At 37.7% G+C, this 25,565-nt stretch carries 19 protein-coding genes, 1 pseudogene and 1 other annotated feature; of the genes and pseudogenes, 2 read left to right on the top strand and 18 right to left on the bottom strand.

From position 1 onward, the window contains the following. Positions 1-365: 365 nt before the first annotated feature. The 5 genes from RZN25_02850 to RZN25_02830 form a co-directional block, all read right to left on the bottom strand. Positions 366-779 carry a hypothetical protein gene (locus RZN25_02850; GenBank protein MEQ6375768.1) on the bottom strand — a complete coding sequence of 138 codons (414 nt, stop codon included), beginning with the start codon at positions 777-779 and terminating at the stop codon, positions 366-368. Positions 780-858: 79 nt separating this feature from the next. Next, positions 859-1,842 (bottom strand): pilus assembly protein PilM, encoded by a 984-nt coding sequence (gene pilM, locus RZN25_02845; GenBank protein MEQ6375767.1) that lies wholly within the window; start codon positions 1,840-1,842, stop codon positions 859-861. A gap of 691 nt (positions 1,843-2,533) precedes the next feature. Beyond that, positions 2,534-4,270 (bottom strand): sensor domain-containing diguanylate cyclase, encoded by a 1,737-nt coding sequence (locus RZN25_02840; protein MEQ6375766.1) that lies wholly within the window; start codon positions 4,268-4,270, stop codon positions 2,534-2,536. Positions 4,271-4,390: 120 nt separating this feature from the next. Next, positions 4,391-5,680, bottom strand: a complete 1,290-nt coding sequence (locus tag RZN25_02835; protein MEQ6375765.1) for a folylpolyglutamate synthase/dihydrofolate synthase family protein — start codon at positions 5,678-5,680, stop codon at positions 4,391-4,393. Between the two features lie 69 nt (positions 5,681-5,749). Continuing rightward, positions 5,750-8,383, bottom strand: coding sequence for a valine--tRNA ligase (locus RZN25_02830; protein MEQ6375764.1), 2,634 nt, complete (start codon positions 8,381-8,383; stop codon positions 5,750-5,752). Between the two features lie 58 nt (positions 8,384-8,441). After that, positions 8,442-8,661, bottom strand: a binding site (T-box leader). A 131-nt stretch (positions 8,662-8,792) separates the two neighbouring features. Between RZN25_02830 and RZN25_02825 the strand changes: the two genes are divergently transcribed. After that, positions 8,793-8,981, top strand: a complete 189-nt coding sequence (locus RZN25_02825) for a hypothetical protein (protein MEQ6375763.1) — start codon at positions 8,793-8,795, stop codon at positions 8,979-8,981. On the opposite strand, the gene RZN25_02820 is transcribed toward RZN25_02825, so the two are convergent. The 8 genes from RZN25_02820 to hemA all read right to left on the bottom strand — a co-directional run bounded on the left by RZN25_02820 (position 8,978) and on the right by hemA (position 17,517). After that, positions 8,978-9,985, bottom strand: a complete 1,008-nt coding sequence (locus tag RZN25_02820) for a phosphotransferase (GenBank protein ID MEQ6375762.1) — start codon at positions 9,983-9,985, stop codon at positions 8,978-8,980. The two genes, RZN25_02825 and RZN25_02820, sit on opposite strands and share 4 nt — an antisense overlap. Positions 9,986-10,065: 80 nt before the next feature. Beyond that, positions 10,066-11,175, bottom strand: coding sequence for a stage VI sporulation protein D (gene spoVID / locus RZN25_02815; GenBank protein MEQ6375761.1), 1,110 nt, complete (start codon positions 11,173-11,175; stop codon positions 10,066-10,068). A gap of 124 nt (positions 11,176-11,299) precedes the next feature. Further along, complete coding sequence (hemL, locus tag RZN25_02810) at positions 11,300-12,586, bottom strand: glutamate-1-semialdehyde 2,1-aminomutase (GenBank protein ID MEQ6375760.1); 1,287 nt, start codon at positions 12,584-12,586, stop codon at positions 11,300-11,302. A gap of 29 nt (positions 12,587-12,615) precedes the next feature. After that, complete coding sequence (gene hemB, locus RZN25_02805; GenBank protein MEQ6375759.1) at positions 12,616-13,596, bottom strand: porphobilinogen synthase; 981 nt, start codon at positions 13,594-13,596, stop codon at positions 12,616-12,618. 7 nt (positions 13,597-13,603) lie between these two features. After that, the gene (locus RZN25_02800; GenBank protein ID MEQ6375758.1) at positions 13,604-14,359 is read right to left on the bottom strand and encodes a uroporphyrinogen-III synthase; all 756 of its coding nucleotides are present in this window, start codon (positions 14,357-14,359) and stop codon (positions 13,604-13,606) included. Beyond that, a complete protein-coding gene (hemC, locus tag RZN25_02795; protein ID MEQ6375757.1) occupies positions 14,356-15,288 on the bottom strand; it encodes a hydroxymethylbilane synthase in 933 nt (310 codons plus the stop codon). Before hemC ends, RZN25_02800 begins: the two co-directional genes overlap by 4 nt. A gap of 17 nt (positions 15,289-15,305) precedes the next feature. Next, positions 15,306-16,127: a cytochrome c biogenesis protein CcsA gene (gene ccsA, locus RZN25_02790; protein MEQ6375756.1), complete on the bottom strand. Its 822-nt coding sequence runs from the start codon at positions 16,125-16,127 to the stop codon at positions 15,306-15,308. 19 nt (positions 16,128-16,146) lie between these two features. Beyond that, a complete protein-coding gene (gene hemA / locus RZN25_02785; protein ID MEQ6375755.1) occupies positions 16,147-17,517 on the bottom strand; it encodes a glutamyl-tRNA reductase in 1,371 nt (456 codons plus the stop codon). Positions 17,518-17,755: 238 nt separating this feature from the next. Here hemA and RZN25_02780 point away from each other — a divergent pair, with 238 nt between their 5' ends. Beyond that, complete coding sequence (locus RZN25_02780) at positions 17,756-18,232, top strand: DUF5668 domain-containing protein (GenBank protein ID MEQ6375754.1); 477 nt, start codon at positions 17,756-17,758, stop codon at positions 18,230-18,232. A gap of 167 nt (positions 18,233-18,399) precedes the next feature. On the opposite strand, the pseudogene RZN25_02775 reads toward RZN25_02780, so the two are convergent. From RZN25_02775 to clpX, 5 genes and pseudogenes are all read right to left on the bottom strand, one after another. Next, positions 18,400-18,930: pseudogene (locus tag RZN25_02775) on the bottom strand (amino acid ABC transporter ATP-binding protein). Between the two features lie 300 nt (positions 18,931-19,230). Further along, positions 19,231-19,812 (bottom strand): ribosome biogenesis GTP-binding protein YihA/YsxC, encoded by a 582-nt coding sequence (gene yihA, locus RZN25_02770; GenBank protein ID MEQ6375753.1) that lies wholly within the window; start codon positions 19,810-19,812, stop codon positions 19,231-19,233. Continuing rightward, entirely contained in the window at positions 19,809-22,133 is a 2,325-nt protein-coding gene (lon, locus tag RZN25_02765; protein MEQ6375752.1) for an endopeptidase La, read from the bottom strand. The genes yihA and lon overlap by 4 nt, the downstream gene beginning before the upstream one ends. Positions 22,134-22,253: 120 nt before the next feature. Beyond that, positions 22,254-23,942 (bottom strand): ATP-dependent protease LonB, encoded by a 1,689-nt coding sequence (lonB, locus tag RZN25_02760; protein MEQ6375751.1) that lies wholly within the window; start codon positions 23,940-23,942, stop codon positions 22,254-22,256. Positions 23,943-24,264: 322 nt separating this feature from the next. Next, complete coding sequence (gene clpX / locus RZN25_02755) at positions 24,265-25,542, bottom strand: ATP-dependent protease ATP-binding subunit ClpX (protein ID MEQ6375750.1); 1,278 nt, start codon at positions 25,540-25,542, stop codon at positions 24,265-24,267. Positions 25,543-25,565 lie beyond the last annotated feature (23 nt).

The raw sequence follows: 25,565 nt of genomic DNA, 5'->3' as shown, positions 1-25,565 counted from the left end.
TAGCCATCGATTTCTATTAACTCTATCACAGTATAGAAAAAAAAGAAGGCGACTAATGTCGTCTTCTTGAAAAAGCTTTTCGTCATTTTTATTCAAATTTTGTTTTCATTCGCCTATTCTATAGGTTCGATTCCTGAAGAAATTCGTCTTCTAGCAGGGGATAATAGAATATAGAAAAAGATAACGAGAATAAGAACGCATCTTCTGCTGTAGCGAATTAGAAATTAAGAGATTCTATTTGATTTATTCTTGACAGGTTTTGCAATTCCGACAAAAACCGAATAAATTCCTCATATCCTTTTGATGATACTTACAAGTGAACCTCTCCAACTAATTGCTTACGCAATTTGATGGAGCATCCCTTATCATGAATACAGTACAAAACAAGCACGATTAAGACTAATTAACGAAGATAAAGTTTGTGATGTTCTTTTTTCCAATACAGGAACTTTTGCCTGTAGGGACAACCATGAATTTTCAGACATGGATTTTTGATATGCCCGAATAAAATAACGAGTTGCTATATTATAATTAGCTGACAGATCAGCATGATAGATCTTGCCCGTAGTGAACGTGGCAAGGCCTTTTTTATTATTACGTTCTACTTTTCCAGAACCATCATATGCTAATGCACTTGTGTTTCGAGGATGGACTCTTGAAATACGTATACCTGCATAATGAGCCATTTCTTCGACTTTGTGTTGAATCGCCGTTTTACGCCAATAACGTAATTTGAAACGAAGTTTCTTAGCACCCCAAAAACTTTTCGGTATCTTCATTTTATAGAATTAAAGGACAGCAGAAACAGTTTGCTTCTTTTTTCTTCTAGAAAGTGTATTTTGACAATCATTTTCCCCCTTATATTACTGGTTTAATTGCAAGTCCAAGGGCCTCTACATATCTCTTTGGTATTATAGTAATGTCTTCCTGTATATCATTTATTGGCAACTTAAATCTTTGTCTGCATTTTTCAATAATGCCCTCTAATTCTGGAAAGTCTCCAGTAAGAATAATTTTGTTAATACTTGCTTCTCCATTAGCAGTAGGAGACTTATAAAAATTCATAAACCTCTCTATTTCCAATAATTTATCTTCCACATATCCATTGATATGACCTTTTTCTCCTTTCCAGAAAAAAACAGAATCAGGACTGTGGATCCATTTATCGGGTTTATAAACCCATTTTTCGCTAGGAAGAGTAGATTTCATATGACGGAAAAAAACAGGATGTGACTCATGAAATACGGTTAAGACTATCGAATCCACATTCCACTGAACACTCAATAAATATTCATCCGTTTCCGCTAATTCTTTTTGGACATACAATCTATATAAGGATAAAGTAGATAAATCGGCTACAACTGGGTTTAGGGTTAACTCTTTAAACAACAATTGAAACTGTCTAAGTCTTTCTGCTGGAAATGCAAATAGTAATACTTGCTCTTCCTCATCCATTACGTGGTTTGTTCGATGAATATTGATAATAGGATTGGAAAAAGGTAAATGGATTTTATTTCCTATTTGTAAATATAAATATCCCTTAATCTCATCTATTGATAATCCCTTGGGGACTCCCTGGGTACGGATGATAGCTGTTGCATCTGGAACAGTAAAGAAAACTTCAGACCTGTGGATTCGTTCTTTCTCTACCATTCCTTTCATTAATTCTACAAATGCTTTATGATTCATTATTTTACCATCCTGTAAAACGCCTTTTGGAATGGGGATTTCACCATAAGATATAATACTCTCTACTTTCGGCTGATGGTTAATCACGTAACGAACCACATGATCTTTTATGATTACATGTAGCCTTGACTTTGTTCGGCGATAAAGAGACACACATTTTCCTCCTAACTACTAATAACTATTAATGTATGAAGAAGCTGTTTATATACACTGTATAAGTTTATCTTCAAAAATAGGCTGTTAATGTTCCCAATTAAATATAGGGTCCAAATAGAATTTTCTTCTTCTTTTTAACCTTCCCAATCACAAGGAGAATAAGACTTCCCATTGTCCCATAAGAAAAGCACAAGCGCCCTTGATCATCGACGTAAGGCGGTGGACCTCATCGATATTAAGGATCGTCGGCTAAAACCGTCACATCGTGTGACAACGCCGACGTGACCTACATCGTGTAGGCCCAAAGGAAACACGGTTCACGAGGGCTCGCATCCTGCGAGTCAGTTCGGTGTTGCGACAAATGTTTTCGGTGGGCCGAGTAATCGGATGTCGCGTTTTTAACCGAACCTCCTTCATCGATGTTGACTTATCGATAGAGAGGAGGGAACCGACTCTAGTCGATAGGGCGCTGGAGCTAGACAAATTTTATACTTTCCTATCTCTTAAGAAAAGCGCAAGCGCCCTTCGAAACAAGAAAATCACTTGTTTCTGCGAAGTAGCTCTATGTAGCTTCCCTAGTGCGATTACTCGAGGCAATAATTCAGAAGATTACTCGATGAAGTTTTTTCGCTGGAGCTAGACAAATTCTCTATCACCTTACAAATTCTGATAGTATAAAAAAAGCAGCTTATTCAGCTGCTTCTGACAATGTAGCATAAGAGGCTACCTTATTTCTTCCTCTTCGTTTAGCACCTAAATACATGGCGCGGTCAGCATGACGAACAAGATCCATAGCATCTTCACAATCCTCAGGATAGGTAGCTATTCCTATACTGGCAGTTACTGTTACATAAACGTCATTAGGATCATCTAAAATATGTTCATGTACTAGAAACGGATGGTTAGCAATCTTTCTTCTTATATTTTCTGCAATATGTAAGCAATGTTCTCGGTTCACTTTAGGTAACAAAATGACAAACTCTTCTCCCCCGTACCTTGCTACAATCCCCTTATCTCCTATGATATTGGTTAAACGATTTGCTACCTCACATAAGATTTCATTTCCACTTTGATGGCCATAAGTATCGTTTACCAACTTAAAGTGGTCGAGGTCTAATAGGATCAGGGACATATTATGATTTTGACTGTTTTTATCTATTAGTGAAAAGCTTTCTATTAAGCGATCTTCAAAATACCGATAATTATATAATTTGGTTAAAGGACAGCGCTCACTCTTATTTTTCGTTTCTTCATAATGCTTGGCATTTTCTAGTGCTACTGCCAGATGATTCCCTAAGATATCAAGGATCATATATTGAAACTTTTCATAGGCTCTCTTTTTATTAGATGCCACCGTTAGAACTCCGATAGGCTGGTGATCTCGTTCAATCAAAATAGAAATAATGCTCTCGACTGATGAAGGAATTTGCCCACTCGTTAAGTGAGCCCATTCTTTTCTATTGCGATACAAAACCCCTTCTCTATGTCCCCAAACCTTCCCACTAATTCCTTCAAACTTTTGCAGAAAAACATTTGGCCTATCTTTTTTCTCATTAGAGTCAAAAAAACGCATTAAACGTAATTCTTTATCCCCTTCTACATCATAAACATACAGATAATCTAAAGGGAGTAAATCGGAAAGCTTTGCAACCATAGTATCTAAAACCTCTGAAACTTCCAATCTTCCTGATAACAGATGTCCAATTTCACTTGCCTTTTGAAGATAATTGTTTATCCTCTGACTCGAGTAGTACAGGGTAAGAATAATGGAAAGACTAACGAAAGGTAACCCTACATAATAAATGGCCGCTGCACCGATCTCGGTGTACATGATATAAAGAACAAGTCCAACGGGAAGAACGAATAGGGATGTCATGAATTCCCATAAAAGTCCTTTATCAAAAAAACGTTCTTTTCTACCTATAACTTTTGTACTAATAACGTATAAAATTAATTGATTAGAAATAAACACCGCTAGGGCATAGCCTACAATTGGTATCATGTTACTTGCAATAACAAGTGAAATTTCTCCATTTTTTCCACCAAGGGCATAGAATACTAGGGCACCAATAATGGAGATCGTTGAAAACATCAGTAGATTTAAAGGTATACGATATAAGTCATTTTTTCTAACACGAACTTTTCCTATTAAAACAAATACAGCTATAGTGGTTAAAAGAATCTCAGTAAACAATCCAAAATAAAGAAATACGACTAGACTAATTCCATGAATGAAAAAAATAGGTGTTTCATTTACCACGATAGGGAAAAAAGCGACAATAGACATGAGGACAACAAATGAAATAAGATCAAATTCTCTTCCAGTTAAAGTAAAACCAGAATATTGATAAACCAAAAATAATGTGGTCGGCCAAAATACTAACCAAACGATCCATATCATTCTACTTTTAAATGGGCTAACCATAAGCAGCATCTCCAATTCACTTGATCCTTTAGTTCTATTATCTATTTCTCTATTATAAGCTAAATTTCCTAATGGTTTAATAAAAAATTAAAAAATTCACACAATATTTTTTCTAATTCATTATCTTTTGAAATATTTTCTTACTTCTGAAATAAAGTACAGGGATCCAGTCACAACAATTAAATCCTCTTTACTCGCAGTCCTTAAAAGCCCTTCAATCGCATCCTCCCATTTTTCGTTTATAGATTTTTGGGGATTCTGACTGTATTTTGCTAGATCACTTGCTGGAATGCTTCTAGGAAAACTAAAGGTTGTAAATAAAATGGAATCAAAAGTTTCATCACAAAATTCAATCATTTGGCGTAAAGGTTTGTCTCCTAAAGCAGAAAAAACAAGGTGTTTTTTATAAGTTGAGTAATGTTTCTCTACCGTCTGACAAAGAGCTTGGATCCCTTCTAAATTATGGGCACCATCTAAAATAACCTCTGGTTGATCCATTACCTTTTCAAATCTTCCCATCCATGCGGATTTACTCAAACCGAGTCTAATGGATTCATCAGATACATCATAGCCTTTCTCCCTTAAAAGAACAGTCGCTATAACAGCTAGGGTTGCATTAGAGATTTGGTGCCTTCCTTTCATAGAAATAAAGAGATTTTTTAATTCTTTTCCCTCTGGTAGAAAAACATCGAAGTATTCTCCGTTACGAGAAGATTCCTTCCATAGAAAAGATAGATTCTCGGAAACTTTATAATATGGTGCCTTTAACTCAACGGCCTTTTCTTCGATCACAGCAGCTGCACTAGTTGTGGTCCCAGCTGCTATAACTGGGATTCCAGGCTTTATTATTCCAGCTTTTTCATAAGCAATTTTTTCATAAGTATTCCCTAAAAATTCTGTGTGGTCCAATCCGATGCTTGTAATGATGGTTAAAAGTGGTTGGGTAACATTGGTTGAATCCAGTCTTCCTCCTAATCCTGTTTCAATGACGACAAGGTCAACGGGGTGAGTATCAAAATAATAAAACATCATTGCAGTTATAACCTCAAATTCTGATGGAGAACCAAGGGATGTTGTAGCTTCAAGTTCTTCAGAAAGTGGTTTTATAACCTCTACAAGCTGAATCCACTCTTCATCTGATATAGGAACTCCATTCACACTTATTCGTTCATTAAAAGTTTCGATATACGGTGAAGTAAAGGTTCCTACACGATATCCTTCTGCCTCAAGGATATTTCTCATATAGGTTACAGTAGAGCCCTTTCCATTAGTACCCGCAATATGAACAGCTGGAATTTTCTTCTCTGGAGAGCCTAACTTCTCCATAAACCATTCTATTCTTGCAAGACCAGGCTTTATTCCATGTTTTAAACGCTGATGTATCCATTGAATGGCTTCTTCATAGGTCATTCCTCAGTTCCTCCCATAAGGAAGAGGCTGACAGGATTCCCTACATCAGCCCCTTGTATGATTCATTTTTTACTTTTTCAACTCTTGAATTCTAGCTTCAACTTTCGAACGTTTTTCTAAATAATCTTTTTCCTTTTCTCGTTCCGCTGCGATTACTTTCTCAGGCGCTTTCTTAACAAAACCTTCGTTGGAAAGTTTCTTTTGAACGAGCCTAACTTCATCATCCCACTTTTTAAATTCCTTTTCAAGTCGTTGGATCTCTTCTTCGATGTTAATTAAACCCTCTAATGGTAAATATAACTCCGCTCCAGATACAACTGCTGTCATTGCTTTTTCTGGAGTAGAAATTTCAGTAGCGATAGTAAGGTTTTGGGGATTACAAAAACGTTCTAGATACGCTTGGTTTTTTTGTAGTTCTTGGACAACTTTCGTTTCAGCTTTAATTAGAATATCAATTGATTTAGACATTGGTGTATCCACATCTTGTCGAATGGAGCGTACAGAACGAATAATTTCCATCAACCTTTTCATTTCTGTTGCAGCTTGTTGGTTTGATAATTCACTTCTAACTTGTGGCCATGAAGCTCTCGTAATGGATTCGCCTTGATGAGGTAACTGCTGCCAAATTTCTTCCGTAATAAACGGCATGAATGGGTGCAACATCCTCATGGTTTGGTCTAAAACATAAGCTAAAACGGAGCGAGTTGTCTTCTTGGCCGTTTCATCTTCTCCATATAGAGGAAGTTTTGCCATTTCAATATACCAATCACAAACATCATCCCAAATGAAGTTATAAAGAGCTCTTCCCGCTTCCCCAAACTCATAATGATCAATCGTTTTCGTTACTTGTTGGATGGTTTCATTAAGTCGGGTAAGAATCCACTCATCAGCAACAGATTTCTTTTCCGTAAGATCCATTTCTTCATAAGTAAGGTCACCCATATTCATTAACGCAAACCGAGAGGCATTCCATATTTTATTGGCAAAATTCCATGTAGATTCTACCTTTTCCCAACTAAAACGCAAATCTTGACCCGGTGATGATCCAGTCGATAAGAAATAGCGCAAGGAATCAGCCCCATATTTTTCAATGACGTCCATTGGGTCTACGCCATTTCCTAAAGACTTACTCATTTTTCTTCCCTGAGCATCTCTTACTAGCCCGTGGATAAGAACATCTTTGAATGGACGATCCCCTGTAAACTCTAGGGATTGGAAAATCATTCGTGAAACCCAGAAGAAGATAATATCATAGCCGGTTACTAATACATTAATTGGGAAATATCGATTAAAATCTGGATGTTCTCTATCAGGCCACCCCATAGTGGAAAACGGCCACAATGCTGATGAGAACCATGTATCTAACACGTCAGAGTCCTGCTCCCAGTTTCCCTCGTCTTGAGGAGCCTCATGCCCAACATAAATTTCTCCAGTTTCCTTGTGATACCATGCAGGAATTCTATGTCCCCACCACAATTGACGAGAAATACACCAATCTCGAATATTCCCCATCCAGTGAAGATAGGTTCTCTCAAAGCGATCAGGAACAAAATTCACCTTATTTTCTTTGTCTTGAAGCTTAATGGCTTCCTCTGCTAGTGGTTGCATTTTGACAAACCATTGAGTTGACAAATACGGTTCAACAACCGCCCCACTTCTTTCAGAGTGTCCTACTGAATGAGCATGCTCTTCAATATTAAAAAGAACGCCTTGTTCCTTCAGATCATTAACAATTTGTTTTCGACATTCGAAACGGTCTAATCCTTGATATTCCCCAGCATTTTCATTCATGGTTCCGTCTTCATTCATAACTAACACACGTTCTAAGTGGTGGCGATTTCCGATTTCAAAATCATTTGGATCATGGGCTGGGGTAATTTTCACAGCACCAGAACCAAATTCCATATCAACATAGTCATCAGCTATAATTTCAATTTCTCGGCCTACGATAGGAAGTTTAACCTTTTTCCCAATAAGATGTTTATAGCGATCATCATCTGGATGAACAGCAACAGCCGTATCTCCCAACATCGTTTCAGGTCGGGTTGTAGCAATCTCAATTGACCCTGAGCCATCTACTAGTGGATATCTCAAATGATAAAAGGCACCCTGAATATCCTTGTACTCTACTTCTATATCAGATAGAGCTGTTTTTGTTGCAGGATCCCAGTTGATAATATACTCTCCGCGGTAAATGAGACCTTTTTCATAAAGTTTTACGAAAACCTCACGAACAGCCTTGGAAAGACCTTCATCAAGGGTAAATCGTTCTCTGGAATAATCAAGACCTAACCCAAGCTTCTCCCATTGCTTACGAATAAACCCTGCATATTCCTCTTTCCATTCCCATGAAGTTTCTATAAATTTTTCTCGTCCTAGTTCGTATCTATTCGTTCCCTGTTCTCTAAGCTTTGCTTCCACTTTTGCTTGTGTTGCTATTCCTGCATGGTCCATTCCAGGTAACCATAAAACATCATATCCTTGCATTCGTTTCACTCTTGCAATAATATCTTGTAGTGTTGTATCCCAAGCATGACCAAGATGAAGCTTTCCAGTGACATTTGGTGGAGGAATTACAATCGTAAAGGGCTCTTTTTCAGGCTCTCCCTTAGCTTCAAAAAACTTCCCTTCCACCCAATACTGATAACGATCTTTCTCTACACTAGATGGGTCATATTTTGGCGGTAAACCCTTTTCACTCATAACCAAAACCTCCTAAAAATTTTCGATAAATATAGCCATAAAAAAACCTTTTCATCCAAAAAAGGACGAAAAGGATTCGCGGTACCACCTTTGTTTACAGGAAGATCCTGTACTCTCAAAATTGGTAACGGTGTCACCCACCGGTACTCCCTACTAAGAGTTCAAGAGTACTGCATCTGGGGCGACTTCTAGGATAAGCGCATCTAGGAAATCTCACAGCTAATGATTTCCCTCTCTTAAGAGGCATTTCCTATACTCTTCCCCTTCATTGCATTTGACAATGTATTGGTATTACATATTCTATCCAATTTCACTGAAAGAAGTCAAATGCTTTTTCTTTTTTTGCACCATTCTTCTCCCTATCTACATAGACTATAGTAATTGAAATCTTTTTGGGGAGGAAACAACAATGGCTAGATTTTATCGATATCGGCTTCCGCCATGGGCAAGACATTGGTTACTTGTCATTGAAAGAGTGACACTTCCAATACTAATCTTTCAATTAATCCGTACTCTCTTTCTACCAACAACGTTTGACGTTTTATTATTAGGAGTATTTGTAGGTATTTTCATTGCCTTTTATCTAGAATGGATTTAAGAGGAAGCTTCTGTTTGTTCTGAAAGCTTGGATTTTAAATACGACTGGAAAGCTATGCTGTTGCTTAGTTGTCGAACTCTCCTTTGGATTTTTCTAGTTTGACTTAAAGAAGAGTATTGAGAATACTTTCTTTCGGTTAGATATTGCTTCGTAAACCAGAAAGGTTGGGATAAATGATAACCCAACAAGTATTTTTCTCTTTTCGATAATGGAAAAATACTCTCATATGCTTCAAAAGCGCTAATGACTTGTTCCATAGAAAGGTCATGTTCCAGAAACAAATGTCTGAGAAGTCGAAGCAAATCATAAATGGGGACGGCCATTTGGGATTTTTCCCAACTAAATAAATAAGACCTTTTCTGGCTTATTTTAAAATGAGACAGTCTTAAATTCCCATGACATAGAACTGTCCTTAAATGGTCATGTTCTTCTTCATCCCGTTCCCATTGATCATACCAATAATCCAAAGATTTTCTTGATTCCATTAAAAGGGGATAATTCATCAACAACAAAAATCCATTTGGAGATATATAGTGCTTTTGTTCATAGTAAGAAACTATCTTTTCCCATTGAGGCTCTTCTTGTTTAACTCTTTCGTGTTCGTTTTGAATTAAGTGATGGATTGATTCGTCGATTTCTGAGTCACTCTCTGCTTGAGTACCTTTATGAATTCTAGCAAGAGCTTGTAGCATTTTCTTCAGAGGTGCCTCATTCTCCTCTATTTCATGAATCCAGGGCATAACATAATAAAAATGATCTTGATCTTGAGTAAAAGGCTCTCCTTTAGGTGTGGTATAAACAGGCATAAAACCTTGCAATCTATTTGATCTGGCTTGTTGATAGGCAAATATCCATTGATGAATTTCTTCACTATCTTTTGGTATTTTTTTAATGGCTAATTCCGTACCATCCCTTGTTTTTGCGTAGCTGACACGATGAGTGACTTCTCTTACTTCATGTAAATAAAAGGGATAAGCTTTTAAAATACTTTTTTTAATTTCCATACATTTCATCCCTTCTAATGTTAGATTCCATTATAGAAAAAGACCTGCTTTATATATCGCAAGTCTTTTTCTAGTATTTTTCATTTTGGAATATAAAGGATTTGTCCGCTTGCCACATTTTCACTTGTCAAACGATTGGCTTGAACAATGCCGGAAATAGTCGTTCCATAGCGTTCAGCAATCTGATCAAGTGTTTCTTCTGGTTGCACAATACACATTTTCATGGATGATCTTGATTCACCTTCACTTCTTAACATTTTTGTTAAGTATCCAGCATCAGATTTTCGCTCCTCCATTTCCATGTATTCATCAGAATCATCCACATCTTCTGCTTCTTCATGTGAAATTTCCACAGATTCCTCCATATCCACTTTTTCAGGTGACTCTTTCTTTCCAAAGAATTCAGCAAACGTTTGTGTCTTCTTTTTTTGCCATTGAAATCTTCCTTCTTCACTAGAAGAGGAGCTTTCTTCTTCATCGACTAATTCTTCAGATGAAGAGGATTCTACCTCTTCTGAAGATTTCAAAAGATCAGGGGTTTCTGGAATAAATTCGGGTTTTTCTGGTGGAGACTCTACGAGTTCATCCACATCAAAGGATTCTTCCCACTGCGGTTCAGGAATGAGGTCTGCTCTTTCAATCTCTTCCTCTCTGGGGCGCTCTACTGCCACTTCCTCTCTGGATTCCTCTACCCTTTCTTCCTCTCTGGGTTCCTCTACTTCCTCTTCCTTTTGCTCCTCGTGTGCTTCAGCCAGAATACCCTCGATAGCTACTGTTGCTTTAAGCTTAATTTGTGACCTTTCAGGAATTTCATAATCAAATGACTCAACACTAATAAGTACATCATCGAGTGATGGAACACGATATTTTGGAATAGTTATCTCTACTGGAAATGCATAAGTAAACTCACTTATTCCATCATCATGCTCGTCTACATGCTCAATTACTCTTCCTTTGCCATGGTCCCTAAACGATAATACCTGCTGTTCTTGATCAACTTCTTCACTCTCTGTTGGGAAATACTCTCCTTCGAGACGTATCACCCCTCTTACAGATACATGATCTTTCATTTCTTGAATGGATATGTCTGGTTCTAAAGAAATCCCCATTAATTCGTCGACTTCCTGTCCTCTTTTAAACCATAATGATTCATCCATTGAGAAACGAAATACTGGTTCGTCAAAACTCAATTTGACTCCTCCCTTCATTGCATACGTGCCTCATTTCTCTATCAGATATATGCGTATACTGAGTCAAATATACGTGAAAAAAGCCTACTCATTTATGAGTAGGCTTTGGATTCTAGTTTACTGTCTAACTAAGTTTAGAAAAGGCAACTTTAGCTGCTTGAATTGTCTTTTGAATGTCGTCATTTGAATGGGCAGTTGATAGGAAGAGGCCTTCAAACTGAGACGGTGGTAAATATATTCCTTCCTGTAGCATCGTTTGATAAAATTGGGCAAAATGATTGAGATTAGAAGCTTTAGCAGTCTCATAATTATAGACTTCATGTTCTGCAAAGAAGAACCCAACCATGGACCCGGCACGATTGATTTGATAAGGAATTCCGTATTCTTCTGCTGCGCTTGAAAGTCCTTCTATTAGAAAATCCACTTTTTGATTCATTTCCGTATAAGTTTCCTCTGTCAAAGCCTTTAAGGTTTCTAAACCAGCCGCCATGGCAAGTGGATTCCCTGAAAGTGTACCTGCTTGATAAATAGGGCCAATTGGAGCTACTTGTTCCATAATTTCTTTCCTACCTCCGTAGGCACCGACCGGAAGTCCTCCTCCAATCACTTTTCCAAGACAAGTTAAATCTGGAATTACACCAAAATATCCTTGTGCACAGTGGTATCCTACACGAAAACCAGTCATAACTTCATCAAAAATAAGCAAACTCCCATTTTTCTTCGTAATGTCTCTTAGTTTTTGCAAGAAGTCATTCTTTGGTGGAACGACACCCATATTTCCTGATACTGGCTCAATAATAATAGCTGCCATATCATCACCAAATTGTTTGAAAGCGGCTTCCACACTTTCCATATCATTGTATGGAACTGTAATAGTATTTTGAGCCACTCCCTCAGGAACTCCAGGACTATCTGGCAAACCTAAGGTTGCTACACCTGACCCTGCCTTAATAAGTAGTGAATCTCCATGACCGTGGTAATTTCCTTCAAACTTTAGAATTTTATTGCGTCCTGTATAGCCACGTGCTACACGAAGAGCGCTCATTGTCGCTTCTGTACCCGAGTTTACCATTCGAATCATTTCGATAGAAGGTACACGATCTATGACTAGCTGTGCCAGTTTTGTCTCAATTAGTGTAGGTGCACCAAAGCTTGTCCCTTTCGCGGCAACTTCATTAATCCGTTGAACAACACGATCATCGGCATGACCAAGAATTAACGGCCCCCAACTTAGCACATAATCGATATACTCATTTCCGTCGATATCATATATTTTTGAGCCTTTCCCTTTGGCCATAAAAACAGGATTCATCTTTACTGACTTAAATGCTCTCACCGGAGAATTGACCCCACCTGGCATGACCTGTACCGCTTCTTTATACGCATTCACTGATTTTTCAAAGGTTCTCATCTTGGATGATTCACTCCTTATCCAAATTATTAATCTTCACGAATCCATTTTGCTACATCTTTGGCAAAATAGGTAATAATTAAATCTGCTCCGGCTCGTTTCATGGAAGTAAGTTCTTCCATAACAATACTTTTCTCATCGATCCAACCATTTTGTGCAGCCGCTTTAACCATCGAATATTCTCCACTAACGTTATAAGCTACAAGAGGAAGATAGTAGCGATCCTTTAGCTCTCTCATTATATCTAAATAAGACAAAGCAGGCTTAACAATGAGAAAGTCTGCTCCCTCTTGGATATCAGATTCCGCTTCACGAATGGCCTCCATTCGATTAGCGGGATCCATTTGATACGTTCTACGGTCTCCAAATTGCGGTGTACTATGAGCGGCATCACGAAATGGTCCGTAGAAAGCAGATGAATACTTTACAGCATAGGACATGATAGGTACATCTTGAAATCCGGCTTCATCGAGTCCTTGTCGGATTGCATAAACGAATCCATCCATCATATTTGATGGCGCAATAATATCAGCGCCAGCGGTAGCCTGACTGACTGCTGTTTTCGTTAATAGCTTTAGGGATGAATCATTCTCAATAGAACCATCAGAAACGACACCACAATGTCCATGAGAAGTATATTGACATAGGCAAGTATCCGCTACTACCGTCAAGCTTGGAACATCTTTTTTAATTTGTCGTATAGCTTGTTGAACAATTCCTGTTTCACAATAAGCTTGTGAACCTACTTCATCCTTTTCTTTAGGCACACCAAAAACAATGACTGAACGGATTCCAAGATCTTCAAGCTCTTTCATTTCTTCTGTTAAATGATCAAGTGAGACATGATATACCCCTGGCATAGAAGGTACTTCCTGCTTGATATTTTCCCCTTCTACTACAAAGATGGGATAAATAAAATCCGTGACTTGCAAATGTGTTTCACGTACGAGTGACCGCATTCCCTCTGAAGACCGTAATCTTCGATGACGACGAAATTGATTATTTACCATTGTAAGATCACATCCTATTTTTATAATGATTTTCTAATTCATTGATAATACCATCTACTGTATGAATCTTAGGGGTAAGAATATTTTTAAATCCGCATTTTTCTGCTTCTTCCGCTGTCGTCGGACCAATACATACTGTTAACACAGATTTGTAGGCCTCGACTATTGAACCACCCAGTTGGTAAAAAGCCTGTATCGTTGAAGGTGATGTAAAAGTTAATACATCGACTTTTTTCTCTGTAAGGATATCCTTCAATGTATCTTTAATATCATGATTTACTTCCGTCTTGTAGACAACAAAGTTTTGGACATTATGTCCTTTATTGATTAAAGATTTTTGTAAAGTTGGTCTTGAAAGATTACCTTGAACAAGTAGTATCGACTGTGAACTGAAATAGCTAGAAAACTCTTTTGCAAAGGCCAGTGCTGTATATTGAGTCGGAATGAAATGAACCTCATGTCCATATTGTTCTACTGCTTCTTTTGTTCTCTCTCCAACTACACCGATCTTGCAAGGAATTCGTATATTTCCATCCAACTTCTCAAAAAAGTATGCTACCCCATTCACACTTGCAAAAAAAATCCAATCATACTTTTCCAGTTCCAACAGTTTCTTTTCTTCGCCACTTTCATAGGCTACGTAGGTAAGTAAAGGAGTCTCAATAGGAACTCCTCCAACACTTATAATTTTCTCAGATAAAGTTTGCGCCTGATCTTTAGACCTTGTTACTAAGACATGAACTCCTTGTAAGGGAGGAGTCATGACTGATCCAACTCCTCCTTGACAGAATCTATGATACCCTTTCCTCCGCGTTCTCGAATAAGGTTAGCCGCTTCTATTCCGACCTTAACTGGGTCTTTTCCTCTCACCGTTTCTTTGAGGAGTGTTTGCCCATCTGGTGTTCCCACTAATGCTGTTAGAACTACTTCATCCTTTTCTAAAAAGGCATATCCAGCAATCGGAACTTGACAGCCCCCATTAAGCAAGTGTAAAAATGTTCGTTCGGCTTGAACCGTTGTTTCCGTATGACGATTTGTAAAGGCTTGGAGCAACTCACGCAATTCCTCATCATCTTCTCGACATTCAATGGCCAATGCCCCTTGGCCAACAGCAGGAACACATACTTCAGGCTCAAGATATTCCGTTACAACATCATCAGACCAACCCATCCGCTTTAATCCGGCCGCAGCCAATACTATGGCATCGTAATCCTCCGTTTTAAGCTTTTCCAAACGTGTATCAATATTTCCTCTAATCCATTTGATTTCAATGTCTGGACGTACTGCTAAAACTTGGGCAGATCTTCGAAGACTGCTTGTACCCACGATAGCGCCACTCGGAAGCTCTTTTAATGTTTTATGGTTTTTTGAGATGAAAGCATCTCTATGATCTTCACGATCGGGAATTCCGCCAATCACAAATCCTGGAGGTAATTCTGCCGGCATATCTTTCATACTATGAACGGCCATGTCTATTTCTTTATCTAACATGGCTTGCTCAATTTCTTTCACAAATAACCCTTTACCCCCAACCTTTGATAAGGTCACATCTAGAATTTCGTCCCCTTTGGTAATGATTTTCTTTACTTCAAAATCAAAGGAGGGATTCGATTTTTTCAACTGCTCGATGACCCAATTGGTCTGAGTTAATGCTAATTTGCTTTGCCTAGATCCCACAATAATTTTTCTCATAATCAATCCTCCACAACTCAAAAATGAAAGTTAGATAGCGCTCCAAACAAAAAGTAATTGACTAGTAAAAATAAAAAGGCACATAAATTAAAGAATGCAATCGCCTTCCCTTGATATCCCATCACTACACGTAAAAACAGATAAATGATATAAACAAAACTGACTAAAATAGACCCTAATGTTTTTGAGTCATACCAGTAAAAAGGGTCTCCCGAAACGTGCCCCCATATTAATCCTAGCAGAATTGCTATCAATAACAAAGGGACACCAACAATAATTAAAAAGAAAGAATAGCGATCAAGCTTCCCCAGGTCTCCAAGTCTCCAAAAAACTTTACTCCACTTTTTTCTTTTTAAAATATGATATTGCAAAAGATACATAACGGAAAAAATGAATGAAAGGGTAAAGATCCCATAGCTTAATAACGCTAGTGTTATATGGGTAATTAACCACTCATTTTCAAATCCTGTCGAATCACTTAATTGGGCCGTTGCTCGTGAAAAGATTTGAATAGCCATAATAAAAAAACCGAGTAGATTAGTAAAAAAGACAAAAAAATCTACCCGAAAGAACCTATTAATTAACAATGAGAAAGTCACTAAAATCCAGGCATAAAAATAGAGCCCATCATGAAGAGAGGTGATGGGGAAGCTTGAAGTGGATAATATATTGTAAAGTAAGGAATATGTTTGTAGTATCCAAACGAAAGAAAGCAACCAGAAGGCTATTTTATTAACCTTCCGATTAGATTGAATAAAATCAATAAAATACCCTGTAATACTTAAACAATAAATAATTATAATAAGTTCGTAAATCCACTTCATCTCAGCTATATTCATAAATGAATCCCTTCTTAGGTCAAGAGGATGCTTGTTTTACAACTTGAACCGATGCTTTACCATTAGATTTAAGAGGATAAGCCCCTGTCCCCTTTGCATTTTGCTTTTGAACTTCTTTTTTAACTTCATCTTCTATGTTAAAGATCTTAACGAATAGATCTAATGTTTCCTCTGCATTTTTTTGTGCAGATAATTCTTTTACTTGTAAAATTGGATCCTTTAACAATTGATTCACAATGCTCTTAGTGTGTTTATTTAAAACCTTTCGTTCACGATCTGTTAAATCTGGCATTTTTCTATCTATACTTTTCATCGTATCTTCTTGAATTGATAGTGCTTTTATTCTGAGTGCAGAAATAACTGGCACTACTCCCAATGTTTGAAGCCACTCTTTAAATAGAACGATTTCCTCTTCAATCATTAAGCCTATCGTATCTGCTACCTGTTTTCTTTGCTCCATATTGGAATCTACAATACCTTGCAAATCATCAATATCATAGAGGAAGATTCCATCTAATTCCCCAACAGACGGGTCAATATCCCTAGGAACAGCAATATCTACAAGTATCATTGGTTTTCCTTTTCTCAAACGATGAATCTCTTGAAGATGTTCTTTTTTTAGTACATATCCATTGGCCCCTGTGGAGCTTATTAAAATATCAGTAGAAGGTAACAATGTTTTAAGTTCATCAAGAGCATAGGCCATTCCGGAAATTCTTTTAGCTAACTCTTCTGCCTTGCTTTTTGTACGGTTAACAACGGATAGAGTTTGTATACCTGAACCATATAAATTTTTAGCCGCTAACTCTCCCATTTTCCCCGCGCCTAATATGACAACTTGTTTATTTCCTAAATCTCCAAATACCTTTTTTGCCAATTCCACAGCTGCATAACTTACGGAAACTGCATGGGCTCCAATCCCCGTTTCCTTATGGCTTTTCTTAGCTAATGTTACAGCTTGTTTAAAGAGCTGATTGAATATAGTTCCAGTAGTAGAAACTTCTTGAGCCTGCCTAAAACTCTGTTTTACTTGACCTAAGATTTGGGTTTCACCCACAACCATGGAATCAAGTCCACTGGTTACTCGAAAAAGGTGCTCAATAGCAGCTTCTTCTTCATAAATTGTTAAATATGGAATAAATGATTCCATTGACAGATTGAACCATTGAGAAAGAAATTGTTTAATATAGTAACGACCAGTATGAAGTTGATCGACAACTGCATACAGTTCTGTACGGTTACAAGTAGAAACAATCACATTTTCAAGAATGCTTTTTTGCTGGTTTAATGCAACCATTGCATCCTTTAACTCATTTTCTTGAAAGGTAAGTTTTTCTCGAATTTCAACAGGGGCCGTCCGGTAATTTAGACCTACGACTACTATTTGCATAATTATCACCCTTCTTAAGGCACCTATTTAAGCGAGAGCACCATAAAATATAATTGCCTAATCGCTCTAATCTATTATAGCACATGCTATTTGTGTCTAACTTATGAAAAATGTGAACACTTTTTGAAAGTGTATGATAAGATGAAACAATATAATGGTAATAGGATATAGTCCGTATGTACTCTAACATAATGAGAAAGTAGAATCAAGAAAACCGTTTATAAGGTGGGGAATACATATGAAAAAGCAAAATTCATTTGTCGGAATGGTTCTTATTGGAATTGGAGCCTTTTTTCTATTAAAAGAATTAGCTTTACCTCTCTTCACTAACTTCTATTCATGGCCAACCATAGTTATCATCATTGGTATTTCTATGTTACTTCATTCCTATATGTCTAAACAGTATAGTAATCTTCTTCTAGGCGCAATATTGTTTGGAATCGGAGTCCATTTTCATATGATTACGTATTATTCCTTTTGGCCTAACCATTGGGGGATGGTGCCATTAATTATTGGGCTAAGCTTTTTGGTTCAATACCAAAAAGCTAAAAAGGGGTTGATTCCAGGGCTCATTTTATTAGCTATAGCCCTGATGGCTATTTTTTCAACTCAACAACCTGGATGGTTTCAATGGATTCATGTAACAGTAAACTATGCAGTAAACTATTGGCCCATTCTATTAATTATAGCCGGATTCTATTTCATTTATAGATAAGAAAAGCAAAAGCGCCCTTCGAAACAAGAAAAGTTTCTGTGAAGAAGGTCTAAGTAGCTTTCCTTCGTGCGATTACTCGAGGCAAAAACTTCGAAGATTACTCGATGAAGCTTTTTCGCTGGAGCTAGACAAAAAAACTCGCCGATTGGCGAGTTTTGTTTTTGTTTTTATAAAATACTGCTTAGGAATTCTTGTGTTCTTGTTTCTTTAGGGTTATCGAATAATTCATCAGGTTTTCCAACCTCTACAATCTTCCCATCATGCATATAGAAAACCCAATCAGCTACTTCACGAGCAAATCCCATTTCATGGGTAACGACAATCATCGTCATACCTTCCATAGCTAGCTCCTTCATCGTTGCAAGGACCTCTCCTACAAGCTCGGGATCAAGCGCTGAGGTCGGTTCATCAAAAAGCATAATGTCTGGCTTCATAGCTAAGGCTCTCGCGATAGCAACACGCTGCTTTTGACCACCTGAAAGGCGGGATGGATATTCATTTTCTTTATCTGCTAATCCTACTTTTTTCAGAAGCTCCCTACCTTCCTCTAAGGCTTCCTCTTTAGGAATCTTTTTCACGTGTACAGGAGCCTCTATCACATTTTCGATTACGGTTTTATGAGGAAATAAGTTGAAGTGCTGGAAAACCATTCCTACACGTTCTCTTACTTTATTTAAATTCTCATTTTTCGGATCTATATTATTATCCTCAATAATTCTCCTAATATCGAATTAACGACACTTCATAAGTGTAACAACATATCAGACAATTCTCAATTTTCATATAGGCGTATATGTAACCCTATGCTAAGATAAAACAGTTTTATCAGCTATATTTATTGTCATTCTTATATGTTCTTTAAAATAGAGAAAAATGCTTAAGAATTCTCAATAATTGTCCAAGATTCTCGTTGTATACACCTTTCCATTTTATCCAAAAAATAAACCTATAGTTAGAACCCCTTTCTTATAAGGTGTTTCTAACTATAGGTTTTCATGTTAAAGAACGCTTTCTAATATACTCCAAGCCTGTTCTTTACCTTCCGCCGTTTCAGAGGAAAAAGGAATGACGATGTCTCCTTCTTCTAACCCAAGCGTTTTTTCCACACGATTTTTATGAGCAGCACGTTTTGTTTTTGGGATTTTATCTAGTTTCGTTGCCACTACCATGACTTTAATTCCATAATGTTTAAAAAACTCATACATTGTGACATCATCTTTAGTAGGCTCATGACGAATGTCTACCAAAAGAACTGCTATTTTCAAGTTGGATCGAGAGGTAAAATATTGCTCAATCATTTTCCCCCAAGCTTCCCTTTCTTTCTTTGACACCTTGGCGTATCCATAACCAGGTACATCAACAAAATAGAAAGCATCATTTATTCGATAAAAATTTAAAGTTTGTGTCTTCCCAGGCTTCGAAGAGGTTCTTGCCAAGTTTTTACGATTAATCATCTTATTGATAAAGGAAGATTTCCCTACATTTGAACGACCAGCTAGCGCTATTTCCGGTAGCTGGTCGGTAGGATATTGTTTGGGCCCTACGGCACTAATAACGATCTCCGCTGTATTTACCCTCATGAATCTCCACCTACTAAAGCATGTTTAAGCACTTCATCTAGATGAGAAACCTTGATAAAGGTTAAATCATCTCGGATACTTTCAGGAATTTCTTCTAAATCTTTCTCGTTTTCCGCTGGAATGATAATTGTGGAAAGCCCAGCACGATGGGCACTGAGTGACTTTTCTTTTAACCCTCCAATTGGAAGAACTCGTCCGCGTAATGTTATTTCACCAGTCATTCCAACTTCCTTTTTAACAGCTTTTCCAGTTAAAGCGGATACTAAAGCAGTCGCCATAGTGATACCTGCAGAGGGACCATCTTTGGGTGTGGCACCTTCTGGAACATGAATATGGATGTCATTTTTATCATGGAATTCAGGATCAATATTTAATTCCTCTGCTCTAGAACGAATATAACTAAAGGCCGCTTGGGCGGATTCCTTCATTACATCGCCCAATTTCCCGGTAAGGGTAAGCTTTCCTTTTCCAGGGTATATGGAGACTTCTATAGAAAGAGTATCACCACCGGCTGATGTATAAGCCAATCCTGTAGCTGCTCCTACTTGATCCTCTTCTTCCGCACGTCCATAACGGAAACGTGGCTTCCCTAGAATCGTTTCCAATGATTTTTCAGTAACTACAACCCGCTTCTTTCCTTCTGAAACAATAATCTTAGCTGCTTTACGGCAAATAGAAGCAATTTGCCGTTCTAGATTTCTAACTCCCGCTTCCCTCGTATATAATCGAATTAATTGCAATATAGCTTCATCTCTTAGTTGGAGTTGTCCTTTAGTTAACCCGTTTTCTTTTAATTGCTTTGTAAGTAGATGCTCTTTTGCGATATGAAGCTTTTCTACCTCTGTATATCCAGCAATCGAAATTACTTCCATACGATCCAAAAGGGGACTTGGGATGGAGCTCATATTATTTGCAGTAGCAATAAACATAACTTTAGATAAATCATAATTTTCTTCAATAAAATGATCACTAAATGCACTATTTTGCTCAGGGTCAAGCACTTCTAACATGGCTGAAGACGGGTCCCCACGAAAATCATTAGCCATTTTATCAATTTCGTCTAATAAGAAGACAGGATTAATGGTTCCAACCTTTTTCATCCCTTGAATAATTCGTCCTGGCATAGCACCAACATAAGTTCTTCGGTGTCCTCGTATTTCCGCTTCATCCCTAACACCACCAAGAGATACTCGAACAAAATTACGTTCGATGGCACGAGAAATGGAACGTGCAAGTGAAGTTTTCCCAACTCCTGGAGGTCCTACCAGACATAAAATAGGCCCTTTTATAGACTTTGTTAACTTCTGAACAGATAGGTATTCTAATATTCTTTCTTTTACTTTGTCTAATCCATAATGATCAGCATTTAAGATTCCTTCTGCTCTATTAATATCTAAGACATCTATCGTTTCTTTTTTCCACGGAATGGATGTCAGCCATTCTAAGTAATTACGGATAACAGAGCTTTCAGCAGAACTAGATGGAACCTTTTCATAACGATCAAGTTCTTTCATGGCTACTTCATAAACTCGCTCAGGCATCTCTGCTTTTTCAATTTTTTCCTTAAGCTGAGCAACTTCCCCTGTTTTGCCATCACGATCTCCCAATTCCTTTTGGATCGCCTTCATTTGCTCACGGAGATAGTACTCCTTTTGAGTTCTTTCCATGGACTTCTTAACACGCTGACCAATTTTTTGTTCTAAGTGAAGAACCTCTTTTTCATTTTGAATCAGTTCTATCAGTCTTCGAAGCCGATCAGAAACTTTTGGCATTTCTAAGATTTCTTGCTTATCCCTTAGCTTCAGGGAAAGATGCGAGGAAATAATATCTGCTAATCGACCTGGCTCTTCTATATCCGACACAGTAGCGAAGGTTTCTTGGCTAATCTTTTTGGATACTTTGATATACTGCTCAAACAAGTTTAAAAGAGTTCTCATGAGTGCCTCTTCTTCAACCTTATCTTCATGTTGATCAGTCATCTCCTCAATATCGACGACAAAGTGATCATCCTGATTAAGATATTGAATGGCTTCTGCACGATAAAGTCCTTCAACAAGGACTCTCAAGGTTCCATTCGGAAGTTTAAGCATTTGCTTTACCTTTGCAACGGTCCCAATTTTGTAAATATCATCTGTACTTGGTTCATCTATGCTGCCTTCTTTTTGAGTGGCAAGGAAAATCATATGGTCATCAACCATTGCCTTTTCTAATGCGTTTACTGACTTATCTCTTCCGACATCCAAATGTAACACCATGGATGGATAAACGAGTAAACCGCGTAAAGGAAGGAGGGGGATTTGTCTTGCTTCCTTCTCTGTCATTTTCTGCACCTCCACTAAAGTTCAATTCCTTCGATTCATTGCTGCATTTATTATTAAGCTTGCTTAAAGTATAAAGAAAAGAAAACCCTTTGTAAATTTATAAGCAAACTTGACATTTCACTACATGGAGGATGAAAAAGGTCTTTTATCCTCTTCTACATCATAGGCGTGTGGATGTAATAAATCGGAAATACTAGGTGAGCCTTCAAAAAGAAGCGGGATAATTTCATGGAATTGTTCCACAAGATTAACGCTAATATCCGATATATTACTTAACAAAGCTTGATTATTATCTTTCGGAATGATAACCATTTCCGCTCCTGCTTTTTGGGCAGCTCTTACCTTGGATGGAATCCCACCGACAGGTTTAACATATCCATAAACACTAACTTCCCCAGTTAGCGCAACTTTACACTTCACTTTTTTCTTATAAATAGCTGACATTATACCCGCTGCCATGGTAACACCAGCCGAAGGACCATCTACCGGTACACCACCAGGGAAGTTGATATGAATGTCATAGTGATGAGTTGGAACCCCAAGGGATTGCAGCATTGTTAACACGTTATCTACTGAACCTCTAGCCATACTTTTCCTTCGGATCGACTTCTGCTGGCTCCCAATTTCTTCTTCTTCCACAATGCCTGTTATAGTCACCTTTCCATTTTCACTTCTTGTAGGAAGAACACGAACTTCAACAGGAAGTAAGGCGCCCATATTAGGCCCGTAAACAGCGAGACCGTTCACAATACCCACACGGCTTTTTTCAGGCACTTTGGACACCATTCTTGGAGTTAATTGGCTTGATTCGACGACCCACTCCATTTCCTCTGAAGTGATCTGATTCTTATCTTGATTAGCAATAACTCCTGCTGCTATTTGAACAAGGTTGACTGCCTCACGTCCATTTGTAGCAAACCGTGCTATAAGTTCTTCCGCCTCTTGACTTATATCATGTTGAATTTTTTTTGCCGCTCGACGAGCCACCAATTTAATTTCATCTTCTTCAAGCTCTTTAAAAAATACTTCCAAGCATCGAGAACGAATAGCAGGGGGAATCTCCTCTGGTTTTCTTGTAGTAGCCCCTATTAAACGAAAATCTGCTGGCAGCCCTTTTTTAAATATCTCATGTATATGTAAAGGAATTTGGTCATTTTCTTCGCTATAGTAGGCACTTTCATAATAAACACGGCGATCCTCTAACACCTTCAATAACTTATTCATTTGAATAGGGTGCAATTCTCCAATTTCATCTATAAATAAAACGCCTCCATGAGCATTGGATACAGCGCCAGGTTTAGGTTGTGGAATTCCAGCTTGCCCCATAGCACCCGAACCTTGATAAATAGGATCATGAACAGATCCAATTAAGGGATCCGCAATTCCCCTTTCATCAAATCTTGCCGTTGTGCCATCTAATTCTATAAAAACAGCATCTGAACGAAACGGTGTTCCCTCACTTTTTTTAGCTTCTTCCAGAACTAATCTCGCTGCAGCTGTCTTACCAACACCAGGCGGCCCATAAACAATAACATGCTGAGGATTTTCACTACATAACGCTGCTCTCAGAGATTTAATACCATCTTCTTGTCCTATGACATCCTCAAAATGAGCTGGACGAACTCTTTCTGACAAAGGAACACTTAAAGAAATACTATTCATTTTTGCTAAATGATCTAATTCTTTTTTAGATTCCTTTTGAATGGTTATTTTTTGCGATCTTTGCCCTTTCAAAAGGTTCCAAAAATACAATCCAATGACTATTCCAAACAACAATTGGACTGCTAATACGATGTGTACTAAAGACATCTTATTCCCTCCATCTCCATCATGCTTTCATTACAAGCTATTATCTCCTGAAATAAGAGGGATAAACGTAAAGATAGAGGTTTTCAATCATAGGAATATATTAGAAAAAGCTTGAACTCAGCGAGCTTTCTTAATAAGAAAAGCGCAAGCACCCTTCGAAACAAGAAAAGCAATTATTTCTGCGAAGAAACTTTGAGTAGCTCTCCTTCCTGCGACGACTTTAACAATAGATGAGACAGACGTTAGTGAAGTTTTCCTCTGAAGCTAGGCAGGATTTACTTATTTCGCGAGAAAAAAGCCTGCCGAATTGGCAGGCTTTTCATTAGGCACTTTCTTTTGGAGATTCTTTATTTTCATCCATAACTGTTCCATCATTTAAGATAAGTTTTGGACGACCATTTTCCTCAACAACAGTTTCTTTCGTAATAATACAAGTCTCAATATCATCACGAGATGGAAGTTCAAACATGACATCTAACATAATTCCTTCAATGATTGAACGTAATCCACGTGCGCCTGTCTTTCTTTCAATAGCCTTTTTAGCGATTTCACGCAGGGCATCTTCTTCAAAATCTAATTCAACCTCATCAATGCTGAATAATTTCTGATATTGTTTAACTAGAGCATTCTTTGGTTTTGTTAAAATTTCAACCAATGCCTCTTCGTCTAATGGCTCTAAGCTTCCGATAACAGGTAAACGTCCAATAAATTCTGGAATCAATCCAAAACGCAATAGATCTTCAGGAAGTACTTTCGCTAAAAGTTCTCCTTTGTCTAAATCCTTGCTTTCTGTTTCCGAACCGAAACCGATTGTCTTCTTACCAAGACGACGCTTGATAATTTGTTCAATACCATCAAACGCACCACCTACGATAAATAGGATATTGGTTGTATCAATTTGAATAAACTCTTGATGCGGATGCTTTCTTCCACCTTGTGGAGGAACACTTGCTACAGTTCCTTCAAGAATTTTAAGTAGCGCTTGTTGAACCCCCTCACCTGAAACATCCCGAGTAATAGAAGGGTTTTCTGATTTACGAGCCACTTTATCAATTTCATCAATATAGATAATTCCCTTTTCAGCTTTTTCTACATCGTAATCCGCTGCTTGAATAAGCTTAAGTAAAATATTTTCTACGTCTTCCCCAACATATCCAGCCTCTGTAAGTGAAGTCGCGTCTGCAATAGCAAATGGAACATTCAAAATACGAGCAAGAGTTTGAGCTAGTAATGTTTTACCGCTACCTGTAGGTCCAATCATACAAATATTACTTTTTGATAATTCTACCTCATCTTGTTTTTGAGAGGAGTTAATACGTTTATAATGATTATATACAGCTACAGAAAGAGATTTTTTTGCTTTTTCTTGGCCAATTACATAATCACTTAGAATTTCAAGGATTTCTTTTGGCTTAGGAATTTCTTTAAACTCTACTTCCTCTTCGTTCCCAAGCTCTTCTTCCACTATTTCAGTACATAATTCAATACATTCATCACATATATAAACTCCTGGTCCTGCTACTAGCTTACGAACCTGATCCTGAGTTTTACCACAGAACGAGCATTTTAATTGCCCTTTTTCTTCATTAAACTTAAACATTTGTTTCACCTCTTTATAAATGT

The organism is Bacillaceae bacterium S4-13-56, from assembly GCA_040191315.1.
Taxonomy (GTDB): Bacteria; Bacillota; Bacilli; order Bacillales; family JAWJLM01; genus JAWJLM01.
This window is presented reverse-complemented; position numbering and strand designations above follow the sequence as displayed.

Bases quoted from the DNA above. Each gene is read 5' to 3' on its own strand.
- RZN25_02850 (MEQ6375768.1), bottom strand. From the start codon at position 779: ATGAAGATACCGAAAAGTTTTTGGGGTGCTAAGAAACTTCGTTTCAAA.
- RZN25_02840 (MEQ6375766.1), bottom strand. From the start codon at position 4,270: ATGGTTAGCCCATTTAAAAGTAGAATGATATGGATCGTTTGGTTAGTA.
- RZN25_02835 (MEQ6375765.1), bottom strand. From the start codon at position 5,680: ATGACCTATGAAGAAGCCATTCAATGGATACATCAGCGTTTAAAACAT.
- RZN25_02830 (MEQ6375764.1), bottom strand. From the start codon at position 8,383: ATGAGTGAAAAGGGTTTACCGCCAAAATATGACCCATCTAGTGTAGAG.
- RZN25_02825 (MEQ6375763.1), top strand. From the start codon at position 8,793: ATGGCTAGATTTTATCGATATCGGCTTCCGCCATGGGCAAGACATTGG.
- RZN25_02820 (MEQ6375762.1), bottom strand. From the start codon at position 9,985: ATGGAAATTAAAAAAAGTATTTTAAAAGCTTATCCCTTTTATTTACAT.
- hemL (MEQ6375760.1), bottom strand. From the start codon at position 12,586: ATGAGAACCTTTGAAAAATCAGTGAATGCGTATAAAGAAGCGGTACAG.
- hemB (MEQ6375759.1), bottom strand. From the start codon at position 13,596: ATGGTAAATAATCAATTTCGTCGTCATCGAAGATTACGGTCTTCAGAG.
- RZN25_02800 (MEQ6375758.1), bottom strand. From the start codon at position 14,359: ATGACTCCTCCCTTACAAGGAGTTCATGTCTTAGTAACAAGGTCTAAA.
- hemC (MEQ6375757.1), bottom strand. From the start codon at position 15,288: ATGAGAAAAATTATTGTGGGATCTAGGCAAAGCAAATTAGCATTAACT.
- ccsA (MEQ6375756.1), bottom strand. From the start codon at position 16,127: ATGAATATAGCTGAGATGAAGTGGATTTACGAACTTATTATAATTATT.
- hemA (MEQ6375755.1), bottom strand. From the start codon at position 17,517: ATGCAAATAGTAGTCGTAGGTCTAAATTACCGGACGGCCCCTGTTGAA.
- RZN25_02780 (MEQ6375754.1), top strand. From the start codon at position 17,756: ATGAAAAAGCAAAATTCATTTGTCGGAATGGTTCTTATTGGAATTGGA.
- yihA (MEQ6375753.1), bottom strand. From the start codon at position 19,812: ATGAGGGTAAATACAGCGGAGATCGTTATTAGTGCCGTAGGGCCCAAA.
- lon (MEQ6375752.1), bottom strand. From the start codon at position 22,133: ATGACAGAGAAGGAAGCAAGACAAATCCCCCTCCTTCCTTTACGCGGT.
- lonB (MEQ6375751.1), bottom strand. From the start codon at position 23,942: ATGTCTTTAGTACACATCGTATTAGCAGTCCAATTGTTGTTTGGAATA.
- clpX (MEQ6375750.1), bottom strand. From the start codon at position 25,542: ATGTTTAAGTTTAATGAAGAAAAAGGGCAATTAAAATGCTCGTTCTGT.